This is a genomic window from Aestuariivirga litoralis (genome assembly GCF_003234965.1).
GTDB classification, from domain to species: domain Bacteria; phylum Pseudomonadota; class Alphaproteobacteria; order Rhizobiales; family Aestuariivirgaceae; genus Aestuariivirga; species Aestuariivirga litoralis.
In genome coordinates this window covers 154,184-176,504 of the sequence record NZ_QKVK01000008.1, presented here as the reverse complement: position 1 = coordinate 176,504, position 22,321 = coordinate 154,184, and the positions used below count along the sequence as shown (strand labels likewise).

Annotated in this window: 19 protein-coding genes and 1 pseudogene; 9 read left to right on the top strand and 11 right to left on the bottom strand. The window is 56.1% G+C overall.

Going from position 1 to position 22,321, the window contains the following annotated elements:
- Positions 1–121: 121 nt before the first annotated feature.
- Positions 122–265 (bottom strand): hypothetical protein, encoded by a 144-nt coding sequence (locus DK847_RS20965; protein ID WP_245414651.1) that lies wholly within the window; start codon positions 263–265, stop codon positions 122–124.
- A gap of 228 nt (positions 266–493) precedes the next feature.
- Here DK847_RS20965 and DK847_RS16690 point away from each other — a divergent pair, with 228 nt between their 5' ends.
- The 6 genes and pseudogenes from DK847_RS16690 to DK847_RS16670 all read left to right on the top strand — a co-directional run bounded on the left by DK847_RS16690 (position 494) and on the right by DK847_RS16670 (position 10,480).
- Positions 494–2,314 carry a UvrD-helicase domain-containing protein gene (locus tag DK847_RS16690; protein WP_245414650.1) on the top strand — a complete coding sequence of 607 codons (1,821 nt, stop codon included), beginning with the start codon at positions 494–496 and terminating at the stop codon, positions 2,312–2,314.
- A gap of 29 nt (positions 2,315–2,343) precedes the next feature.
- Positions 2,344–5,502, top strand: coding sequence for a helicase-related protein (locus DK847_RS16685; protein ID WP_111199663.1), 3,159 nt, complete (start codon positions 2,344–2,346; stop codon positions 5,500–5,502).
- Entirely contained in the window at positions 5,499–7,319 is a 1,821-nt protein-coding gene (gene drmB / locus DK847_RS16680; RefSeq protein WP_111199662.1) for a DUF1998 domain-containing protein, read from the top strand. The genes DK847_RS16685 and drmB overlap by 4 nt, the downstream gene beginning before the upstream one ends.
- Positions 7,320–7,321: 2 nt before the next feature.
- A pseudogene (locus DK847_RS21160) lies at positions 7,322–7,675 on the top strand (nuclease-related domain-containing protein); the annotation flags it as partial.
- 165 nt (positions 7,676–7,840) lie between these two features.
- The gene (locus tag DK847_RS16675) at positions 7,841–8,980 is read left to right on the top strand and encodes an AAA family ATPase (protein ID WP_161957333.1); all 1,140 of its coding nucleotides are present in this window, start codon (positions 7,841–7,843) and stop codon (positions 8,978–8,980) included.
- 1,224 nt (positions 8,981–10,204) lie between these two features.
- Positions 10,205–10,480 carry a hypothetical protein gene (locus DK847_RS16670; protein WP_111199660.1) on the top strand — a complete coding sequence of 92 codons (276 nt, stop codon included), beginning with the start codon at positions 10,205–10,207 and terminating at the stop codon, positions 10,478–10,480.
- 282 nt (positions 10,481–10,762) lie between these two features.
- Here DK847_RS16670 and DK847_RS16665 read toward each other — a convergent pair whose 3' ends face one another.
- The 4 genes from DK847_RS16665 to DK847_RS16650 form a co-directional block, all read right to left on the bottom strand.
- Positions 10,763–11,356 carry a hypothetical protein gene (locus DK847_RS16665; protein ID WP_111199659.1) on the bottom strand — a complete coding sequence of 198 codons (594 nt, stop codon included), beginning with the start codon at positions 11,354–11,356 and terminating at the stop codon, positions 10,763–10,765.
- 51 nt (positions 11,357–11,407) lie between these two features.
- Positions 11,408–11,836: a hypothetical protein gene (locus DK847_RS16660; RefSeq protein WP_146256164.1), complete on the bottom strand. Its 429-nt coding sequence runs from the start codon at positions 11,834–11,836 to the stop codon at positions 11,408–11,410.
- Between the two features lie 116 nt (positions 11,837–11,952).
- On the bottom strand, positions 11,953–12,183 hold the full coding sequence (locus tag DK847_RS16655; RefSeq protein ID WP_111199657.1) for a hypothetical protein: 231 nt from the start codon (positions 12,181–12,183) through the stop codon (positions 11,953–11,955).
- On the bottom strand, positions 12,180–12,569 hold the full coding sequence (locus DK847_RS16650) for a hypothetical protein (RefSeq protein WP_111199656.1): 390 nt from the start codon (positions 12,567–12,569) through the stop codon (positions 12,180–12,182). Before DK847_RS16650 ends, DK847_RS16655 begins: the two co-directional genes overlap by 4 nt.
- Before the next feature lie 539 nt (positions 12,570–13,108).
- On the opposite strand from DK847_RS16650, the gene DK847_RS20870 reads away from it, so the two are divergent.
- The 3 genes from DK847_RS20870 (at position 13,109) to DK847_RS21090 (ending at position 15,801) form a co-directional block, all read left to right on the top strand.
- Positions 13,109–14,077: a hypothetical protein gene (locus tag DK847_RS20870; RefSeq protein WP_204508365.1), complete on the top strand. Its 969-nt coding sequence runs from the start codon at positions 13,109–13,111 to the stop codon at positions 14,075–14,077.
- Positions 14,078–14,404: 327 nt separating this feature from the next.
- The gene (locus DK847_RS16635) at positions 14,405–14,719 is read left to right on the top strand and encodes a hypothetical protein (protein ID WP_111199654.1); all 315 of its coding nucleotides are present in this window, start codon (positions 14,405–14,407) and stop codon (positions 14,717–14,719) included.
- A 329-nt stretch (positions 14,720–15,048) separates the two neighbouring features.
- The gene (locus DK847_RS21090; RefSeq protein ID WP_146256163.1) at positions 15,049–15,801 is read left to right on the top strand and encodes a DUF3297 family protein; all 753 of its coding nucleotides are present in this window, start codon (positions 15,049–15,051) and stop codon (positions 15,799–15,801) included.
- Positions 15,802–15,942: 141 nt separating this feature from the next.
- On the opposite strand, the gene DK847_RS16625 is transcribed toward DK847_RS21090, so the two are convergent.
- The 6 genes from DK847_RS16625 to DK847_RS16600 all read right to left on the bottom strand — a co-directional run bounded on the left by DK847_RS16625 (position 15,943) and on the right by DK847_RS16600 (position 22,300).
- Positions 15,943–17,523, bottom strand: a complete 1,581-nt coding sequence (locus DK847_RS16625) for an acetate and sugar kinases/Hsc70/actin family protein (RefSeq protein WP_146256162.1) — start codon at positions 17,521–17,523, stop codon at positions 15,943–15,945.
- Positions 17,524–17,589: 66 nt separating this feature from the next.
- A complete protein-coding gene (locus DK847_RS20440) occupies positions 17,590–19,035 on the bottom strand; it encodes a hypothetical protein (RefSeq protein ID WP_146256161.1) in 1,446 nt (481 codons plus the stop codon).
- 486 nt (positions 19,036–19,521) lie between these two features.
- Positions 19,522–20,220 (bottom strand): exonuclease domain-containing protein, encoded by a 699-nt coding sequence (locus DK847_RS16615; protein WP_111199650.1) that lies wholly within the window; start codon positions 20,218–20,220, stop codon positions 19,522–19,524.
- Positions 20,221–20,232: 12 nt separating this feature from the next.
- The gene (locus tag DK847_RS16610) at positions 20,233–21,111 is read right to left on the bottom strand and encodes a metallophosphoesterase (protein ID WP_111199649.1); all 879 of its coding nucleotides are present in this window, start codon (positions 21,109–21,111) and stop codon (positions 20,233–20,235) included.
- Positions 21,112–21,615 carry an HD domain-containing protein gene (locus tag DK847_RS16605; protein WP_111199648.1) on the bottom strand — a complete coding sequence of 168 codons (504 nt, stop codon included), beginning with the start codon at positions 21,613–21,615 and terminating at the stop codon, positions 21,112–21,114. It abuts the gene before it with no gap.
- Positions 21,608–22,300: a HEPN domain-containing protein gene (locus DK847_RS16600; protein WP_111199706.1), complete on the bottom strand. Its 693-nt coding sequence runs from the start codon at positions 22,298–22,300 to the stop codon at positions 21,608–21,610. The genes DK847_RS16605 and DK847_RS16600 overlap by 8 nt, the downstream gene beginning before the upstream one ends.
- Between the last annotated feature and the right edge of the window lie 21 nt (positions 22,301–22,321).

Here is a 22,321-nt window from a genome sequence, read left to right as displayed (position 1 = left end):
TTTGAGAGTTATCGCGGATTTGGTCCGGCACATTGTACATGCACGTCGTGGAGTCGGCCGAGCTGCGGTCGCTGACTGGGTTTCGCAGTTTATTGGTGACGCCGACAGGCATCAGGCAATGTCACAGGTGGAAGGAGTGATCGATCTTCTGTGCGAGATGCAGGACATAGGCTTCGGAACGGTGCGGGGCGACCGTGTTCTGGTGGCTCTGCCAGAGCGTCGCGTCGCTCTTCCGGACGGAAAGGTCGTCGCGCTCGGGGATCACGGGGTCCCGCCTTCGGCTGGATCCGACAGATTTTTTCCAGAGACCACAGGTCAAGCAACAGAGACCCTCGTCGAAGTCCTTGCAGCGTCAGACGAGCCAAGGATGTTAGGGAGCCGAGGTAGGCTCGAACCGGCAGGAAGCTGGACGAGCGATACTCCGATGCCTCGCTCTCTGCGTAGAGCTATCCTCCTCTGTGGATCGTTCGATCCTGCGGAGCAAAGGTGGTCGATGAGTGAGGCCAACACAGAGTTCCTCAATGAGTGGTTCGACTGCGCACCAGTGGACTCCCCCTCATATGACGCACAGATTTTGGACAAAAGCCAACTGCGTGTGGTGCAAGCAACTTCGGACTCCAGATTGGTTATTGAGGCCGGGCCTGGTAGCGGGAAGACTCATGTGGCCTGCGAACGTGTCATTTCCTTGGTACAGAACGACGATCTTGCTCCAGCGCGTATCCTGATTCTAAGCTTTACGCGTATTGCGGTTGCTGAACTTCGAAACAGAATTCAAAGACGCCTCGATAACACTCCGAACGTGGCATCCTTGCAGGTCAGAACTTTCGACTCATTTGCTGCACGCCTACTTGCAGCAGTTGGCCTTGGCAATTCCGGCGGCCATGACGCAACCATTCAGGCTGCTACGAAGCTATTGCGCTCGAATAACCCAGTCGTGGTAGACGCGATGGGCCAACTCGAACATGTGATCATTGATGAAGCCCAGGATCTGGTGGGGGATCGCGAGCACATGTGTGGGGCGCTCCTAGACTTATTGGCCCCAACATGCGGCATAACTGTCTTCGGAGATTTTGCCCAATCGATTTATGGATACCAATACAGAGACAAGACGGGTGCCACATTTCTAACAACTGTTGCGAAGCGTTCCGATTTTACCAGTGATCAACTTGAACACGATTATCGCACTCGAACTGCGGCCTTGAAGAGCATGTTCGGCTCAATTCGCAAGACGCTGAAAGCCGATGTTGTTGGCTCGAGGGACAATTATCTTCTTGTTAGAGAGCAGATTGGAACAGCGACCATAGAGAGGGACGTGACAAGCTTTGCGAGCCATGCATCTACGGCAAGTGGTCTCATTTTAACTAGAAGTCGTCGCGGTCTCTACACAGCAGCTGAGGAGTTGCGTGCGGCGGGTCGGAGCTACCGCGTCAGACTATCTGATCGCCCTCAGAGGATCGAACCGTGGATTGGTTCCTTGCTTGGTGGTTTACCGGCTACGTCCAGAGTATCGCAAGATGGCTTTCAGTTCCTTTATTCTGAGATTAGACCTGCACCGCAGCGCGATGCCGCAGACTGCTGGAACATACTGCTTGATCTAGATGCGTCCGGACGCGGTGACATATCAGTCGGCCACGTTGCCGAAGCTCTTGCCGATCCTCCACTAGACCTTGTAACTGACTATGAAGGAAGGTCGGGGCCGCTACTCTCTACGATCCACGCCATCAAGGGGAGGGAGGCCGAAAAGGTGATGCTATTGCTCACTCGAGCCCCCCACGGCGACACGGTGGACTGGGCGGAGGAGGCACGCACCCTTTATGTTGGGGCAACGCGGGCGAGCTCGGAACTCCGAACAGGGTGGATCAACCCAAGACAATTCTACACCATTGGGACTCCTGAGCGCTACTGGGCCGCTCGTCGTGATAGCCGCCTCATCGAAGTCGGTCTGGAGGGGGACCTTGCAGACTGGACCGAATTTATGCGTTCCGGACATATGACCAGTGAGGCGGAGACTATCTCAGCGATATGGCAAGCATCGCTAGATGGCCCCCAAGTAGCTGCATACCCTGACTCCAACGGCAGACTTATCGTGAGAATGGGAGATCGTGAGGGGACTGCGATTGGAGTTCTATCTGAACAGTTTATCGAGATAGTGCAGTCATTGCGGCAAGTCGAACCCGGGGCCCCACTTCCGGATGTAATTGGTGCGATATCCATCGTTGGCGCAACTACGGTTGTCGTACCAGCGCGTCCCGGGGAAGCACCAAGCATTGCGATCATGCCTCTTTTGGGTGGCTTTGCCACCATCCCCCGCTAAGCAGGGATCACGTTGCCTGGAGAGTTGGAATGACTGACGCGCGCGACACTTTACTGGATAGAATGAAGGTCGATCTCATTGGTCCTGAGGCACCAGATGAATTGATTTCGGATCGGCCCACCGATCGATATATGACAGGGATACTCTTCCCTCCACGTACGACCACTCAGCCTGAGGATGATGATGAGGCGAGCGATGCTGACGATTCCGATTCTGTAGGTACTGCCCTCGATGGGGTGAAGGCGATCTCGGCCTTTCGGCCAAGCTCTGCTGGCCTCTCCTTCGCGATCCAGCCGAGTGGTTCGGCACCGAGGTTGCGCGTTAGAGTTAAGGGAGCTCGCTACAGACCAGAAGTCGGCGCTGAAGAAGCAATCGATTCCCCCAGAAGACGCGCACAGAAATGGAGGCGTGAGCCGCACTCCGCCGAAGTCGCCCTAGAGGTGGCGGAATTGCGGAAGCAAGCGGCTCCGGTAATCAGCCTCGCAGGCATCGGTTTTGCAGGGGTGTCGCTGCACTGCAGAATTGTTTCTTGGGGTGAAATTCTGCTGATCACGCTGGCTGCGACCAACGACGCACGAGTGACTGAGGCAAGAAGCCGTTCCGCGAACGAAGAGGCTGCAATTTTTCAATTCTCGATGGATGTTGAGTGTGAGAGTGAATGCAGTTTTGTTCCCAAGCCAGACAAAGCCGGACCGGCGTCGGGAGATGACGATGTACGCACATCAGCCCTACTCTATCGCCACGTTCAGCAATTCGGGGTTGGCCACACTTGTTCAGCCATGTGGGACGAGCCCATTGACGGCATTGTTCATCGGATCACGACAAGCTGGTTCCCCGAGGCCACCGTACATGTTGTTAGCGCAGAGGGCGACATCGAGTTCCGGAGCACAAGTGCGAGGATGCCACTCGGAGCATCCTGGCTTGCATCAGAGAGCGGTGCCACTCTTTTGAATGGACTGGGATCATTTGTCGACGCCTACTCTCGCTGGATTTCGAGGATGGCAGGCGAAGCAATCGGGATACCTCATGAATTCTCAGAGCAAGCCCAGCAACACCTACATCGCTGTCAAGCCGCTGAACAGCGGATGCGAGCGGGCATCGAACTGCTCAGATCATCATCTGATGTGATGACTGCATTCCGGCTAGCGAACGCTGCACTTGCGCTTCAGTATTCATGGCGTGTCAATCCTCAGCCTCCCGAACTGTCGTGGCGGCCTTTTCAACTCGGCTTTGCGCTCCTTTGCCTTGAGTCGATCGCCACATCCGATTCCCCTGATCGTGAGACGATGGATCTACTGTGGTTTCCAACGGGCGGTGGAAAAACGGAAGCCTATCTGCTGCTGACGGCCTTCACGATCTTCCTCCGTCGTATCCGCGCCAAGGGAAATCCCGGGGGCGCGGGCGTGACGACGTTTATGCGATATACACTTCGACTGCTCACAATACAGCAGTTCGAGCGTGCAGCGGCCCTCATCTGCGCCTGTGAGATGGTGAGGCTCGGCAAGTCAACTCTGATAGAGGCACCTCTGCCCTCGCACTTTGCATCAGATGTCCCCATCTCCCTTGGGCTCTGGGTTGGCGAGGGAGCCACACCCAACACTGTCGAGCAGGCAGAAAAGGTACTGGGTACAGATGCAGAGAGCTCTCCTGCTCAGTTGCAGAGCTGCCCTTGCTGTCACGAGGCACTCGACTGGAGGATCTCGGTAGACAAGAGCCGTGTAGAAGTGCGCTGCCTGACTAGTTCTTGCTATGTTGGGCAAGTGCTTAAGCTCCTTCCGATCTGGACGGTCGATGAGGATGTCTATCGCGAACAGCCAACTCTTGTGATCGGAACGGTCGACAAGTACGCTCAAATCACTCGAAATCAGAAGACTGGCTATCTGTTCGGAATCGGGACGCCTACAGAGCCGCCTGAACTGGTGATCCAGGACGAACTCCACTTGATCTCAGGCCCGCTAGGAAGCCTTGCTGGTCTATATGAAACGGCAATTGATGAACTTTGCCGATCGGCATCCGGCGCCCGAGCGAAGGTCATTGGATCAACGGCAACAATCCGAAGGGCGGACGATCAGATCAAGGCTCTGTTCGATCGACGCTCCTTTCAATTCCCCCCGCCTGGACTAGATCACACCAATTCAGGTTTCGCCATCGAGGACCGTAGTGTGGCTGGACGTCGCTACATAGGTATCTCTACTGTCGGCCGCTCGGCCAAGTTCACTCAACAAGCAGTCGCGGCTTCTCTGCTGCAGGCGGCTACCGATCAGACGTTGGCTCCGGATAAGCGCGATGGATACTGGACTCTCGTCAATTACTTCAATTCACTGAGGGAGCTAGGTGGCGCACTCGTTCTGATGCGCGACGACGTTGCCCGCAGCGTGCGTGAATATGCAGCGCGCAGGCCCGGTGAATCCGAGCGCGATGCCGGCATGCAGATCGAACTGACAAGCCGTGTGCGATCCAGTGATATTCCAAGGTACCTGAAAGACCTTGAGCGAACCTGGAACGAGCCGAACCACGTCGACATCGTTCTGGCTAGTAACATGATATCCGTTGGAATGGATGTTTCTCGACTGGGTTTGATGGTTGTCAACGGTCAACCAAAGACGATTGCCGAGTACATTCAGGCCACAAGTCGGGTCGGGAGGAGCCAGAAGGCTCCCGGTCTTGTTGTCACGCTGTTCAACGCGGCCAAGTCCCGCGACCGCAGCCGGTATGAGACATTTGCCAGTTGGCATCGCAGTCTCTATCGGGATGTAGAGGCCACAAGCGTAACTCCTTTCGCACCCCGCGCGCGTGATCGCGCGCTGCACGCGCCATATGTTGCCATGGTCCGCCATCTGGTGAGAGGCATGCAGGATCCTGGCGCGATAGCGCAGCATCAACAGGAAGTTGAAGCACTTTTGGAAGTAATCATTGCCCGGATCGAGCGGATTGATTCCGCAGAAGCGACGGCTGCGCGCGCTCAACTCAATGCATTTCTTGACGCATGGTTCGATCGACAGGGTTTAACTAACTACTGGAATGATTACGATGACGCTCTCCTGGCTTCAGCGGAATCAGCCGCCGAGCGAGGAAACAGGGCTCGCTTTAGCGGGCAGACACCGACACCCAACTCACTACGTTCCGTTGAAGCGTCAGTGTCCTACGTTCTGTTGGAAGGTGGATCGGACAGGGGAGCAGCGCAGTGAAACCGATTGGCAGGATTCGACGCAGCCAAGCCCTGACGGGTAATGGTCCAGGTGCCATTATCGATTTCAGAGGAGAAAATGGTGCTCCGGTCTCAGTAGTTGCGGCTGGCCTTGAGGCTTGGGATCAATTGGCCATCAAACCGGGCCTCCTCAATGATCAGCGCATTCACCACGAACCACTCCAAGCAAGACTTCAAGTAAATGGATTCAGGCTTCCTCCGGTCGGAGACGAGAAAGTAGGCCGAGACAAGCGTCCCCGCTTGCTGCCGGCATATCGTTTTCCTGATTGGCACGTATGTCCAAAATGTAATCTGCTCCAACGCAGCAGGTCTTGGAGTTCCGAGATCGGAAAACCTGAACTGTGGTGCCCCTCTTGTAGCTCTGGGCGAGGTCAGCGCATACGAAAAGTCTATGCGGTACCTGTCCGCTTCATTGTAACGTGCGCAGCTGGACATCTTCAGGACTTTCCGTGGGTGTCGTGGCCGAAACATTCCGAATCCTGCTCCCGGAAAAAACCCCTGAGGCTTATTGGAGATGGAGCAGGACTGAAGGGGCTAAAGGTCCATTGCACGGAGTGCAAGGCAGAACGCGATCTTGACGGTGCACTGTCACCGGGCGCCCTTAATAAACTGCCTTGCGATGGTAAATCACCCTGGCTCAAGGCTCAACCGGTGGCATGCAACAACCCACCAGTTGCCATTCAGCGCGGAGCTTCGAACGCCTATTTTCCCGTTATTTCATCAGCACTCGATGTCCCACCATTTGGCGGCTCCTTCCGGGCTATGCTAGAGGATTTCTGGCCGGATATCGTTGCTTTGGACGATCGGTCACAGCTTCCTGATTTTGTGCGGAAGCGAATCCATCCTAGATGGCCAGAACCGGACATGAAACATCAAGAGTTGACTGCGAGAATACTCACCCTCCTGTCTGTTCTGGATGACAAGACCGGCGACTTGCGTCCCAACGAACACCTAATGCTCTGTTCCGGTGGCGCAGAGGGAGAGGAGTTCCCAGAGTTTCAGATATCGCCTCAGCATATTCCAAGCGAGTTGGCAGGGATCCTGGGCCGTGTCGTCTCAGTTGAAAGACTGCGCGAAGTGCGAGCACTGAAGGCATTCACTCGGCTTAGCCCAGCGGAAGCAGCCGACAACAGCGCATTCGTCGCACCCTTGTCCCAAAAGAAGCTTAACTGGTTACCGGCAATCGAAGTCAGGGGAGAAGGTATCTTCATCAACTTCGACGAAGCCGCCGTATTCTCTTGGGAGAGTCGTCCCGAGGTTGCCGAACGGGCTGCTGCGGCACATCGAGCTGCCGAACGTGCGTGGCAAGACCACAATGGTAACGATCGCCCATTGCCAATAACCATTTCAGCAAGACTACTCCTTGTACATACCACAGCCCATGCGCTGTCGGAGCGCCTGTCACTCGACAGCGGCTATTCCACTGCCTCCATACGTGAGAGGTTGTACTGTTCACCTGGGTCTGACGGAATGTGCGGCTTTCTTCTTTACACTGCAGCGCCGGACTCCGACGGAACTCTGGGGGGACTGTCGCGAAAGGGCCGAACCAGCGAGATTGGCCCTATCCTACTCGCCGCACTCCGGAATCTGGAGTGGTGTTCATCCGATCCACTATGCAGCAGTGGAATTCTCTCGCTTTCCGAAGGATCTGGGTCAGCAGCCTGTCACTGCTGCACGTTCCTCCCGGAAACATCATGCGAGCACTTCAACCGTCACCTTGATCGAGGCTTGCTGGTCGGCACGCCCGATAATCCCGCACTCGGCTTCTTCCGCAAACTCCTTGACGGACAGCACTGAACATGGCGCGAATGTATCCTAGGGAATTGCCCGAACACATCCTGAGCAATACGAAATTGTCATCTGAAGTTCGTGTCTACGAGCGTATAAGAGACAAACTCCCAGGGGACTACAACTGCTACTATTCTCGGTCATGGTATGAAGCGGATCGAGATGGCAACCAGTTTGACGGAGAGGCTGATTTCATCGTCGCACACCCTGAGTACGGTCTCCTGTTTCTCGAGGTTAAAGGCGGGAGAGTGAGTTGCAGAGAGAACGATGGTCAGTGGATCAGTGAGGACCGCGACGGGTTCAGATTCAGGATCAAGAACCCGTTGGCTCAGGCACGGAGCAGCAAGTATCATTTCCTGAAGCGCCTAGGAGCAAGCAGAGCGCTCGAGGGTCGTTTCATACGAGCAAGACACGGCGCGATACTTCCTGGCAGCGTCCGTCCCTCGCGAGCGCTGGCACCTGACGCGCCACTCGACATTATTGCGTTCGGGGATGAAATGGACACTCTTGATCGATGGATTCGCCGTCGAATGACCGAAGGCAGCGAAACGCGTGAAAGCCCCCTCGGCGTGGATGGTTTGAGGGCGTTGGAAGAACTTCTGGCTAGCCATTTTGAGTTAAAGGCGCATATCGGCATGAGCCTTGCCGACGATGCGCGAATCATCGAGCGACTGACAGCCGAGCAAGCCTGGATCCTCGATTCTCTTGCCGACAACAAGGAAATGGCGATTTCAGGGGGAGCCGGAAGTGGCAAGACAGTGCTTGCTGTCGAGAAGGCCGTTAGATCAGCTGCTGAAGGTAGGCGTACGCTGCTGACTTGCTTCAATGCTCCGCTGGCTGCTTATCTACGTACACTATGCGAAGGTCACGATGGCCTTGTTGCGGCCAGCTTCCACTCTCTGTGCCGCACTTTCGCGAAGAAGACCGGTGTCAATATGCCGTCCGAAGTAGATCAGACATTGTTTGATCGCGCACTTCCTGAGGCACTTGTTGAGGCTGTCAGCAGAGATCCAAGCCTGTGCTTCGAAACAATCATCGTCGATGAGGGGCAGGATTTTCTTGACTCTTGGCTGCATGCCCTGCGTCTCACAATCAAGGATCCGGAAGCGGGTCACTTCTATGTATTCTATGACGACAACCAGCGCCTGTTTTCTCCAGAGAGAGGATTCATAGATGCACTCCCAGTCTCGTCGATCGCATTGACGAGAAATCTCCGCAATACACGACGAATTCACGCTTTGATGGCAAAGTGGTATGAAGGACGTCGGAGCACCCCTACTGGACCAGAGGGTGAGCCTGTGGGTAGCCTGGTCTGCAGCAATGGAGAAGCAGCGTTTTCACGAGTGAGTGAACGTATTTCCCAACTCCTTAGCTCTGGTCAGGTCTCACCAGGGCAAATTGCAGTGCTCCTTGGAACCGGGCGCTCCTCGTCGGAAATGCCGGACAAGATAGCTGGACGACCAACATGCCGCTCTGATGACATTCGGCCGGATCACATTGTTTTCGACACGGTGCGACGCTTCAAGGGTCTATCGCGCCCTTGCGTCTTCCTGATCGGGCTTGAGGGGCTGACTGACCCAGATCTCATTTATGTTGCTACTAGCAGGGCAAATGTTTTGCTGGAGCTCGCTGGGACATCTGAAGATATCGCGCGCTTAGGGCACAAGTAGGATTGATCTCACGGATCCAAGAGGGTCCGCGAGCCTAATTCTATGGATGTTAGCCTCCTGGGGGTTAGCTCATCTCCACTAGCCGACACTAAGCCATTCTGGAGAAGTCCCAGTCTTGGACTAGTTTCCTGCTGGGGGATATATTTTGCGGTCTGTAAAGGGATATGAGGGGGAGGCTGGGCGGCAGTTGGCAGCGCGCTACGATGCATTAGACCCTACCGCGATGTATCAAGAACTTGCGAAACATCTTCCTTCTGCTCCGGTCCATAATACCCGTTATGCGAACGACCTACAGGCCCGGATCCGGCATGCGGGTGGGGGTTCCGTGACAGGCTGTCACGGGAGATTGGTGCCTTCGACCGCGAGGCCACGGGGTGGCTGTTTCGCGCGAGTGGAGGCTGCCAGCCCGGCAGATCCGAGGAGCGGCTATTCCCTTGTAAATTGTAATGGTTACCAGAATGGCAGATGGTGCTTGCGGCCCCTTCGTCCGCCAGATGAACCTGGAGACGCGGAACATATGTCAGGCTGACATATTCTCCCATCCACCCGAGCGCCGTGACCCCGCCGGAGCGGCGAACCGCTCCGTCCGAGCTCATTGGGTCACCTGTGACTCAAGGACGATCCTGGAATTGGGACAGGCCTGTCCCAACGAAGTTCCCGGTCTCGCTTCAATCAATGGAGCATTGGCTCTGGAATGCTCGCCGTACACAGAACACCTCGGATCGATCGGCCAAGGCTGACACCGTCCTTGTGACACGACCCTCACAGAACGGCTCTCCTCATCTGGCCCACGTTCCTCCCGCGGAACGGAAATGATGCTGACGTGATCAACACTGCACCTCGTGCGTGGTGATCATTCCAATCGACATTCTCCCTGGTTGCCTGTTGCGCGCCTTGAACGAGCATGACCCACCCATATTGACTTCAACTTTGTTTCGTTCTAGATTCAAGTTACTGAGACGCCGCGAACTGGTGTGCGTTTCACTTCATTCAGGACAGTTTCGACACTCTGCAATCTCGAAGGAGATTGCGACGCAGTCAGCATCGATCGTTAGGCAGAATGCATCGTCCTGCCACGTGATCATGTTCTGCAGCCACGGAACTGTGCTGCGCATTGAGTGACGCGCTGTCTTCCGATCCGGGCCGGATCGGGGAGAAGAGGCATCACCGCGAATTCGACCTTTTCGTGCAGATCACAACAACACATCGTCGTGGAGAGATACGATGAGCAATACACATCATGCCGCCGAGAGAATGCAGCAGAGGTCGATCCCGCCGATCATCGTCGAGTTCCTCGAGCGCTTCGGGAGCTCGATGCGATCCGGCGGAGCAGATCGGCTGTTCTTCGACAAGGCTGCCTGCAGGAGGCTCAGGGCCCATCTGGGTGGAGAGCGCGGGCTGAAGCCAATCAGCAACTGGCTCAATGTCTATATTGTGATCGGTGATGACGGACAGCTCATCACGGCGGCGAGGCAGACAGGTCGCTTCCGGCGTCGGTGAGCAAAGTGCCTCGTGAAGGACATGAACGTCGACCTCCCGCACGGTGAAACCACGGATCCCGGATCCGGCAGGTCACGGTTCCACAGGATCTGCTAGGTGATCCGTAATGGTGCAGCGGATCCCTTGATCGAAAGCCACATTCACGAGACGGCGCCTGGCGCCGCCACTGGCAGGACAGCTATCCGCAGCGGTCGCCTGTCTCCTGGTCGGCACGCCCACAGAAAGGACATCCATCGTCTGCGCAGCAAGGATGACGGTTCGCCGGGGAGGAGAACTGGGGAGCTAGAGATAGCCGTTGTCCAGAGGCACGATCGACCCGACGAACCATGTCACCACTTTCCCGTCGCGAACGAGGGCATAGCCAACGCGTCTGGAAGTAGCAGTGCCATAACGTCCCCATGGAGCATCGAATGACCAGAACTGGTCACCCTCCTGCGCCTCCCTTCGTAGCCTCTGCCAGCCCCCGTTCAGGAAACCGAACGGGACCTTCGGGGCGGCATCGAGGGGGTCGACGACCATCTCCTGCATCTCGATCCGCTCCGGGCTCAGCGCTTCGCGCAGATGCTCCCGGGTGACAATGAATTGCGCAGGGAGCTCACCTTCAGCCTGCGCCGATCCCTTCCTCTGGTCACGGTTCATGTAAAGCGCAAGAACAAGGGCCGCAGGCCAGAAGGCCAGAACAAGGAGCGCGGTCAGCCCGGGGATCAGATAGCTGTCGACGACACGTGACGCCCAGGACTGCCTGCCCTTGAGGAGCAGTGCCCGCATTTCGTTCCAGCCGTCCTGTTTCCTGCGTGGCTCCCGCAGACGAGCGTCGATCAGGAAGCCGAGAAGGACCAGAATGCCGATGCCGAGATAGGCCACGATCCACTTCAAGTCTTCACACTCCCGATTCCGAAACTGCCCTGTGTTCGCCAGCGCCTCGCATCAGTCCTCGCTGGCGGGAACGGCATTTGACTTCACCTCGACCGACTGCAGAAGTCCGTGTTCAAATCCGAAGAAGAGGTCCTGCTCGTAAAGGCTCGCGAAGCCGGCATGTTCGTACTTGAGCAGCTTTCCTCGCTCTGCGCGAAAGATGCCATTGACCCAATGTGCGAAGACACGCTCCGGGTACTCGGGAAAGAGATCGGAAAGGTCGATGTCCTTGCCGGTCTGTCCATAACCGCCGAGACCCACGAGATAGAGGCGCCCGTCAAGGATTTCCCAGCTCCCTATGTAACCCCGCCACAATGCCGTGTCGCGTGCCATGAATGGAGGATCCTCCCCCAGAAGCTCGAAATAGCTGTCCAGTGGCAGTCCGCAGAGAGAGAGCGTTTCGTCCTGGTACTTCAGTGACTCCCGCGCCTGGGCTGTCATGGACTCATCCTCCTGTGGGGCCTGAGGATACTCGGGCAATCGCCAGGGGAATTCAATGCATGTGCGTCGCCGACGAGAGGGTTGGCGTCGAACCAACCCTCCCATCGCCAACAGGCTCAGTGCAGTCGCCGCTGGTAGTGCGTCTCCAGTTCCTCTCTCTCCTGTGGCGCTATCTCCACCACGCTTTCGAGAGTGCAGTCGTCAGATATCCGACTGAGATGGTCGAGGGCCAGCTCCCTCGCTTTCTCGGCCGAAGCCGCCTCGAGGATCATCGAGGTTTCGACCCGCTCAAAGTGATGAGCCTTCACTTCATAGGACCTGAGCAACTTCTTCCTCGGCCCGCTCATGGGAGATGCTTCCGGAGATCAAGCCCGTTGAGTTTCCAGCGGACCGAATTCTCGGTTCGGTTGAATTCCAGTGAGGCGAGGTAGATGAAGACCTCCATGAAATTCCGGAAGTCGGACATCAATCGCCGCTGCTGGTTTTCTGCGTGGGAGTCCCACTCGGTGTAGTGGCGATCGGCTTCCGTCCAATGGAATGGAGGCTGGTTTTTCCTTACCGTGTTCAGCAGCGTTATCATAAGGGTTCTCAGCACCGAATTGGGCAAGCTGCACTTGCCGAGTTCGCCGAGCTCCAGCTCGACGAAATCATCCGGTTTCGTGATGACCCGCATCACTCCGCTTCTGCCGCCCTGGCTCCAGGGCAGTTCCGTCAAACTCCGTGTATTGGTCATGCTTTCTCCGCGATGCCGATTTGAGGAAAGGCAAATCAAGGACGAGCGGAACACAAGGCCTTCCAGCGCAGGCTGGAAAATCAATCGTGAAGCAGCTCGACAGGGATGTAGCGGCAATGGTGGCAGTCCTGCGCTCCACAGTAGCGCCAGGTTGCATCACACGTTTCCCGTATGTTCTTCGATGTGGGCGGAATTGTGGTACGCGGAGGAATGCCTTCTGCTCGGCACTGGATCCCCCTTGATTGAAGCGGGGCGGACAGATTTCCCCTCCTTCCGAGAGCGGCGGACATTTTGTGTCAGACGCGGCTTCCAACCGGACATGCTTGTTGTGCCTAGGCCTGCCGGATATCGAGCGCGCCCGGAATTGGCGTTGCCAAGCACGAAGGCAGCAACTTAATAGTGAAATATTATCCAAAAGAGATAGGATCTTCGACAGGATGCCGGATAATCCTTTTTCCTCTTTACTTCGGTAATGCAGATGATCTAGAGAGTGTTAAGGATCAGGGATTATCCTCATTCCTCCGAATTTTGGAGCTCAAATGACCAATCTGCCCAATGACTACAGCCAGCGGGTCAAGGAGTTCGGGGAAGATTACCAGGACTTCGAGACCTCCGAACTTGTGAAACTGGTCATCGCGACCGGCGCATTCCTGGAGCAACTCACGGGAGAAGCCGATGCGGTGGATCATGCGATGAAGGCTCTCTACGAGAAGACGTCGAACTACACGACGACCGGCGACGAGCCCTGGCGGTTCTACTGGGAAGGCGCCGGAATGGATGTGGGGATCACGAAGACTTCCGAGTACTTCGTGGAACTGAATGGCTATGGGTATTATGGCCTTGCGCTTGCTGCCGGCCTGGATGCGAGCAACGCTGATCGCGAGCGCCTCTATGAACTCCACATCGCAAAGGGCCGCACACTCATCGAAAGCATCCCTCGGGGTTGGGCTTCACTCGACGAAATGGAGAGGACCCTTCTAGCTGCGGAGGCAAGGTTCAATCTCGACTTCGGCCGGGATCTGTCGGTGGAGCAGCTTGCAGCGATTGCGCGGATGACGAGCAAGAGTATTCGCAACCTTCTGACCCCCAGCAGCGGCGATACGGATCTTCGTTCCAATTCCGCAGGCATGGTTTCCGCGGCGGACGCACTCCGGTGGCTTGGCAAGCGGGATGGGTTCAGGCCGTCGATCTGGATGGAGGCCGAGGGATGTGCAGAACCACCCCGCTTCACCGAGCCGAGAACAATCGAGGAAGCTGTCTTCGTGCCAGTCGCAAAGGACGGCACCATCTTTGACCCCGTATCATGCCGCAACAGCCGCGGATACACCATTGGTCCAAAGGGTGCAGAACAGCCGGTAAGCGACTACTTCGAAGCAGTCACCCTGCTGTCGAGGGCTGCCACACCCTGCTGGCGGCGGCCGAATGGGAATGGCAACTGGGGGATCGTGGCCGGCGTATCATGGCAACGGCGGGATGCAGCAGAAATCCGGAAGATGATTGCTGGGTGACTACCCTATTCCCAATCAGCACGCAGTATCCTGAAACCAGAGAGGACGGAAATGGACAATCCCCCTGCGCTGCTGCCTCACCACGGCTGGATCGAATGCAGGAAGTGCTTCCCACCGGGATCCGACGAGACGCAGATCGGAACCTGGAAGGTCGTGAACAATCTTGGAGCATGGGGCTCCTCCCACCCCCGCGTTCTGGTTCTGGGCTTCTCGAATGGGCATACCCAGTCCAAGGCTGGCCACGAGGGTCGCTTCGAGAGCGTAGCGTTCAAGGGCATGCGCCGTAGGCCAGGCGAGATCCTAAGCACTGTTGGCAAGTGAGTCCCAATGAGTTTCCTCGTCTCGCTCGCATCCATCAGCGCAGTTTTCGCCCCGTTGAATGGAAGCAAGCAAACACTTGAGAACCTCGAGGTTTTCGCGATTCGCATAGCTCCCAGCTTGGCCGCGCTCTGGACTGACTCCACTGAGATCGCATACTCCGAAACGTCAGACCTTGTGAACGATATGGTGCAGCGACTTGGCTCCGGTCCGTCAAAAGAGAAGCAGTGGAGCATCAACCTGCTCTGCCAGGCTACACGACGCTCGCTGATCCCTGGCCGGGGCAAAAGGTTGACCGAGGGAAAGATCACCTTTCTTCATTGAACAGTATTCCCGAATTCAAGCTCTTTATATATAGTTTCCATCTTCTCAGTGAGATCAATAACCTCGAGGTCGAAGATGTCAGAGGACAGGAAAGTGGTTCGCAACTGGAATCCTCGCCAAGTTGTTGACGGAGTCTACCAGGTAACCGCAGGCAACCCACTCAACTTCGCGGATTACGCATATGCCCTGCGGAATGGCAGTGGAACCGTTGCCGAACTTCTCATGATGCTGGGAAAGAGCAACGTGAACAAGCTCAAGAGCGGTAGAGTGAGCAAGTCACGGCATGAGGCACCGGAAGACATGCCACTCATCGTAGTCACTGGCGATCATTGGAAGATTACGCAAGCCGGTATGCAGCGCTACTCAGCCTCGTGGAGGGCACAGGGTATCACGCCACCTCGGATCACGTAGCCCTACCCCGGGATTGCAGATTCATAAAGAAGAACAACACTCCGACCGGACCTGATCTGCCGGGTGCTCGTCCTCTCACCGTTCTCGATCGCCTCTTAATGAACAGGCCAGAAAGGCGCCGCTCCCTAGAATTGGATGCAGCGTGGAAGATGCGAGATATTTCAAAACCAGATGACAGGCGCCGTTGGCTTTCTGATCACCTCGTGACTCAGAACAACGAGTGCTACTACTGTGGCGTAGACATGCGACAGGCGACAGAGGGGAAACTAATCGGCTGCAGACCGACTATTGATCATGTTATACCGAGATCTCGTGCGGGAGAGGACACTAAAGAAAACACCGTTGCAGCGTGCGAGGCATGCAACGGCGCAAAGGGTTCTCTTCTCCCCGAGGAATTCAAATCAACTGAATTTCTTCAGAGGCGCAAGATGACCGTACTGACACCGCCAGACAGGCTAAGCGCTGATCCATCCAGCAGATTCTATGATGCAGCCAAACTTGAACGGGGGATTCACGTCTTTCTTGATGAAAAGGAATATTTTGATGTCGAGGAGTATTGCGAATCAGAGGGCTGGATACGATTGCCTGCCGGAAAGGCAAGAACTCGCACCGGTCGCCCAGTCACCATTACAAAACGCGGTAAAGTAGTTGTTAGGTACGAGGATATCTGAATCTGGCCACATTTCTTGAAGGCTGTAGACGCAGAAGATATGTCCGGCATCAGCGCTTCTTAGAATGCGCGATCAGTTCTCCCAGGATTTGAAGCATCATTGAAGATAAGAGCCCGGCCAAAAGCCATTAATTCTGCGTTTTCACCGGTATGTCGTTTGAATGACACGGGGAGGAGGAGCATTGATTGCTCCACGCACGTTGGCTCGCTGTTCCGGCAAATTGGGGAGAGCTCCACCCAGAGCAACAGCAATCTGCGAATAGGCCTCGACTAGATCAGGATTTGTCTCCCTAACGCCTTCGGCGATCGCATCGCTGAGCTCAAATCCAATATGTCGCCCACCAACGTCTACACCATGTTCTGCAATCTTGGTGATCACCGGAAGAGTTGCACCACCGCCTGTCGCGACAAGCCGTATGCTACTGACATCATTTCCTTGAACTAGATCAGCAGCTTCCGCAACCATCGCCACTATGGCATTCGTGAACGACACAACAGGCCCATACTCCAGGAACTCATCCAAATCCACCGGCACCGTCTCGTCAGTGGGCAGCAAGACAATGACACTTCCTTCCCTGAACAGCTGCTCTTTCAAGAGACGCCTGCTCCGCCTGACTGCCAAACCAGCCTGCCTGTACTCCTCAGATCCCTCCGTGAGGGAACTCTTGCCAAGAACAAACTTCTGAAAAGCGTTGTCGAGAACGTTGCCGGCCATGTTCCTCGCTTTGGCGGCTCCGGAAATCTCCCAAACACGCGACCTGTCCCAGTTCGGGTTATTCACGCAGTGAAACCCTGCGACATCCGTTGTGCCAGCGCCGATATCCACAATCAGATACTTCTCGCGATGGCCCTCGGCTGTACTCAGAAGAGCGCCTGCTCCAGCCGCAGTTGCCTCCCGGACTGGCTCCCGAATGAGATTCAAAGGTAGAGAATCTGCGGCAAGCGATTTCAACTTGTCGAGGAGCTCCCGCGCATCGATCACGGAAAGTCCACCCTCAAAGCCATCTTTCACCGATCGAGCCAGAACAACAGCTTCGGCCATCATTCTTCGCATCTCGTCTTCGTTGCGCTGCCTCGTATTCTCAGGCCATGCCGGATGCGCGAATCGTCTCTGCGCATTGATTGTCTGTCCGGCTGTCACCAAGGCACGCTCAGCTACATACATCAGGTAGCCAAGATAGAGTACCAAGATGTCCCGTTGCGACAACGCCTGAGTGGGATCTTGTATCTGATCAAGACGCGCGGTTCCCAGCACAGAGACATCTTGATTGAGGGTTACATACTGCTTGATCGAGTCAATCAGTCGATCAGCTGCCTGCTGAGTTTCGTCCAATCTCTGTCGAGCGCGACCGCCAAAGAAAATCTGCCCGGCATCGATTATCAGCTCGGACGGGGTCACAAGTCTGGCTGAACCGCTACCTTCACCGATAGGCAGATCAATGAGCTCAGGTCGGTCATCACCATTGTCAATAGTAGCAAAGGCCTTGGAAAACGAAGTTCCGAAATCCACGCAGAGCATCAGGTTCTTTGGAATATCGTTATCCTGAACTTTCGCCAGAGCCAGCTGCGGCCTATCCGGATTCCTTACCGGTTCGGATGCCCCCGAGGTCCCTGAGGGCTCAGCGGAAGCAGCAGGAGGTATCTGTTCAGAAACCTGTCCAAGGACTTCCTGAAGTGCCTCTATCTCCATGGATGTCAGAAATGTCCGCTCTCCCGGCGACATTGCTCGCTCCAGAAGGTTCCTGAGCAGATATCTCGCAAAGCCATTCTCCAAGTCATTCCCCCAATTCTAAGCCTTTTCGACGATTGCTTTGATGACCACTTCAGGTGATCGCCCTTCCAAGGACAACATGACCGCGGGCACTACCATTCTGACGTTGGCGGAACGTTGCACAACCTCACTGCATTCATGCAAGAGTGGATCATAGCTTACCACTTCTCCTTTTCTTCCACTGAGAGATATCCGCCGCTTTGCGGCCAATGCTGCTACCCATTGGTTGATCAGTGCAGATCTGTCCGCAGCCGACCTAAGTGTGGAAGCTTGGGATGGTTCAAAAACCTCGAGAGAGTCAGCGATGCCTCTGAGGGTTTGTGGACCACCATCATGACTATCAGAAACAATGAGCAACTGGCCAATCAGTTCGTGCAGGGCATGATCTCCCATTTCTCGCACGACTTCATTTGAACGCGCCGCAGAACGATTGCTTCCTGTGGCAAGCCAGTGAGAACAATCGGCATTCAGCGCAGGATCACTACTGGCCTTCTGACTGCCCGCGCTGTTAACACGATCAGCACCGAACGCAGAAACCATTGCCTGCCTGAGATCCTTGTCCATGATGCCCTGTCGACAGAGAACCAACAGGCCATCAACTCCAAGATTGAGAAGTCTATCTGCCTTTCGTTCGACGGCGTCAGGTGGACGCCCCGGTCGCCACCAGCCCCTAATTGTACCAGCAGCTCTGTAAACATCGGAGTCCAGGAGAGCCTCGAAGCGCAGCCTCACAATCTGAACCAGCAGTTCGAGACACGCAATTGCGGCATCCTCACGTACCCGCAGAGCTTCCGCTCCTTTGCTGCCTCCTCCTTGAAGCATTAACATGCTTAACGCCCGGCCAAAGCCGCTTCCTGTGGGCACGTCCGCCGTAAGGAGGGTTTGCGTAAGCGCCTCCGCAATTCTGATCAATTTTCGGTTGGCGGTGTCGCCGGCGCTAGGCGTGGACCCCAAATGGTCAGACAACGATCGCGCAACCTTCTCAAGGGCAATGGAAAGGCTGTCGGCTCTGCTTATCGCTAGTTCGGCCCACATCTGGCGCGATAGCTTTTCGTCCACATCAGCTCGAGCGAGCTCAGCAGCAGCATAATCCCGTACCCAAGCAGCAGGTGATGCTGATAGCGCCTTTGACAGATAGAACCGGTCTTCAGCGTTCCCCCAAGCATGGACGGGCGGGAGCCCCTGTCTCAGGCTGTGCTCCAGTAGCGGCTGGACAACAGCCCTGATCGGCACAGATACCTCAGCAGCCTTTCCGAGGACTGCAGCCGCCTCAAGCCGAAGGTCGGGAGCAGCTCCATTCTCAACCGTGGCAGCCAAGCCTTCAATTGCAATACGTATTTCAGGCTCGTCCAACCTGTCCTTTTTCAAAGTACGAGTTCTTATCAACTCTCGAAGACGCGCCGCCCACGCTTGTTGATCACCTGCTTCAGGCTGTTGTTGGCTGGATGAATCGTTATTAGTCATTGTCTATGCAACTATCATAGTTTTTGCTCTTCTATTACAATGTAGCGTGGCTTCCCGATTGCGTCGACAAGCATCGAAGTGTGAGCCTGACCGGTCTAAGCGAGTGGTGCCCGGTCCAGAGCAGACACCTGCAAAAGATTCGACATCGGCCAAGACGTCCTCCCTCAGCTCACTGAAATTCGAAAGAGCCATCATTTTCAAGAGCTGGATGTGGCTGCCCGTCGCGCCAAAACATTTCGAACATGCCGCAGTCAGCGGATCCTCAATATTGCTTCGGCCCACCCCGGAAAGCGTCCTCTGAAGCTCGGAAACATCTCCCTCTGTATCTCAACTCCACAGGACATTCTGAAATGTCCCGATCCTCGGATACCCCGCCCGTCTGTATCAAACTATCTGACATTTTTCCGGTATTGAATAGGTCTTCGACAGGCTTGGGGAGAACTCATTCTAAAGGGGGCGGCGAACCACCAACCGGATCCAGACCGGTCAGCGCCTTTGCAGCCAATAGGCTGCGGAGAACTTGACGTCCTCATTCAATTCGCTCTTGTCGCGGATCCATTGCAGGTAATCCGCCGGCGCCGCGGAAAACTTCATTCCCCTATATTTTCCGAAATTAAGCCTGTTCAGAAGTGCGGGTTTTCCCGAAATCGTGACGAGTTCCGAGACGCTGCACTTTGACAACAGCTGGACCAGAATGTGTGCCGTGACGTAGGCGTCCGGCAAGGCCCGATGCGGGGGCATTGCAAACTCCCGGTCAAACCCTGCGGATTGATCAATTCCAAGCCAGTATCGGAGCGTCTGGTTGTTGTGGGCAGGAGCGTCCGGCCAGACCGTCAGGGCGCACTTGTAGGTATCGATCCACTGACGGCCGTCACCCGCATGAAAGTGCATTTCGAAGGAAGCATTGTGGGCGGCCAGGATATCATCCCCTGCGCAGCCCTCCCAGAACGTCGTCCAAAGGTCAGAAATGGGCGGAGCTCCGGCGAGTTCCTCCTCCAGGATGTGATGAACGGCCTTCACCTCCGGAGGAATCGGTCCTTTCGGCAGCGCAAAGGATCTCCAAGGGTTCCGGATGGCCTTCGACAGGATGTCTACATCGATCCTACCAAGCTCGATGATCTCGGATCCCGTATTCTCGGGCAGGCCGGTCGTTTCGTAATCGATTACACGAATGATTCTAGGCATTTGCCGGTCAGGCTAAACCGTAATCACGTCTTCCGCCTCAATTTTCTCCCCTCCGCGCCACGTCAGGAAACAGGGGCGAGCAGGGAAGTCGAGGCAAGCGGCCGTGGCATCCAGCAGGCATGGCTCGCCCGCGATCTTGTAGTGCCCGAATACAATCGGGAGTGAGCCTGTTTCCAGACCCTGGAGATATTCGGGGGGGACCCATCCGTCCGGGATCTCCTCAGGCCTGGCAACCGAAAGAGCCGCATCCTTCCAGGTGGCCGGTGCTGACTTCCACCACGCCAGCCTTATCTCCGATCGCCTGTGCCCGGAATTGTCGGTAATCCTTCCGTTGCCGGGCAGAGGAAACTCAGGTCCCGACACAAGCAATTTGACTGCGGTGGCGAACTCACTCCGACCTTCGGCGATTTCCGGGAGATCTTCCTCACGGAGATATCCATCCGGTCTCCGTGCCGCAACGATCGCGATCAGCCGCTCGCTCCAATATGCGTGCACGAGGCGCAGGCCATCGATTTCGCGCCAGAGCGGCAGGGTATCGAGAAACCAATTCGTCCACTCAAGTGCAGCAGTCGTGCCGATTCCAAAGTCAGCAACGAAACTCCAGTGCTGCTTGAGGTTCTTGGTACTGCGCTCCCTCAGAGGCCCCCCGGGGCCCAAGCGATGGAAAAGGATTGCATTGAGCTCATGGTTTCCCATGATTGCGACGGCCCTGCCGTTGTCAACAAGCTCCCGGGCCATTGAGAGTACGGCGCGATCAGAAGGATGTCTGACATTCTTCCCGGCGTCGATAAGGTCCCCGAGAAGCGCAATCCGGTTATAACGACCAATCCGAGCCAGCGTATCCAACAGTCGCTGAGGGTCGGCATGCAGGTCGGGAATGACTGACAGCATTCAGGATCCTTGTTTAACTTTGTGAGGGACTTTGGATCTACGGGAGAGGAGTTCCTGGACCGTCGGCCAGGTCCGCGAACAGAAGCCCCACCTGGCAGGTTCGATACCCACCCGACGCAGCTCGATGCGGTCCGCGGCCCAGCAGCAGGAAACATCCAGATCTTCCGAAGTCCGTCCCGCATCGTGCCAGTGAATGGCCTCGAGAAGCTTCGAGAGGCGGGCCTCCGAGAAATCAAAGAACTGTCCATTCAGTTCACGAGCAACCGTGGCCGCCCGCTCTCCATGGCGGGGATCGCGCCATTCGTTTTCCCGCCGGCAGTCATGGAGGAGAGAAAACACCGCCACAAGCGACCGGTCACACTCAAGGGCATCTGCCAGAGCCATCGCATTTGCAAGAACTGCTCGCCAGTGGGCGGGTCCATGTATGCTGTCCCTGTCGAGAGTGAACCTGCTCGTGGCATCCCTCAGGAGACCAATGGTATCCACTTCCTCCAGCTCAACCATTCGATGCCTCGACGACATTTTCCACGACCGGGTAGAAGGGCCTGCCCCAGTCATATTCCGGATTGTCCATCATGATGTCGATGAAGACCGGCAGCAGACTGGCCAGCACCGCTGCACCGTCCCTCACCTGGCTTCGGTTGATGCTGCTGTTCCAGGTCGCTCCGCCATGGACAATCTGGTTCCGGAGGACATAGAGGCGGTCGAAGACGATGGAAAGCAATCTGCCGGTATCCTGCTGCGCCATTGCAGAGGCAATTATCTTCTGGCTGGCAGCCAGTGCGGCAGCCCAGTCCACGGAGCCGGTGGCTCCATTTTGATGGCTCCAGAAGGGAGCGAACACAAACCTGTTGTTGAGCAGGACCCTGATCTCGTTGGGAAACCGCTTCCAGACAACGTTGTAGATCCGGTTGGAGCGATCGAGTGACACAAGCGCCTCAAAGAACGTGCGGAAGGCCGAGCGTTCTCCGCCTGCGTCCGGCCCTCCCATATCCTGCGCGTATGCTGCATTGAACGCGACCCAGAGCAGGATGAAACGGATGTCGTTGTCGTCCATCGACTGCGTTGATCGACCGTACCAGCTGAGCGCCCGGTGTACACGAAGTCCCAGGGGTTCGGGAAACCCCGACCTCAGTGATCGCTGCTTGTCCTTCAGGGCTCCGAAACCCAGGTCGTCTCCGTCACTCATGCCAGCCATCCCGGGCTTCCA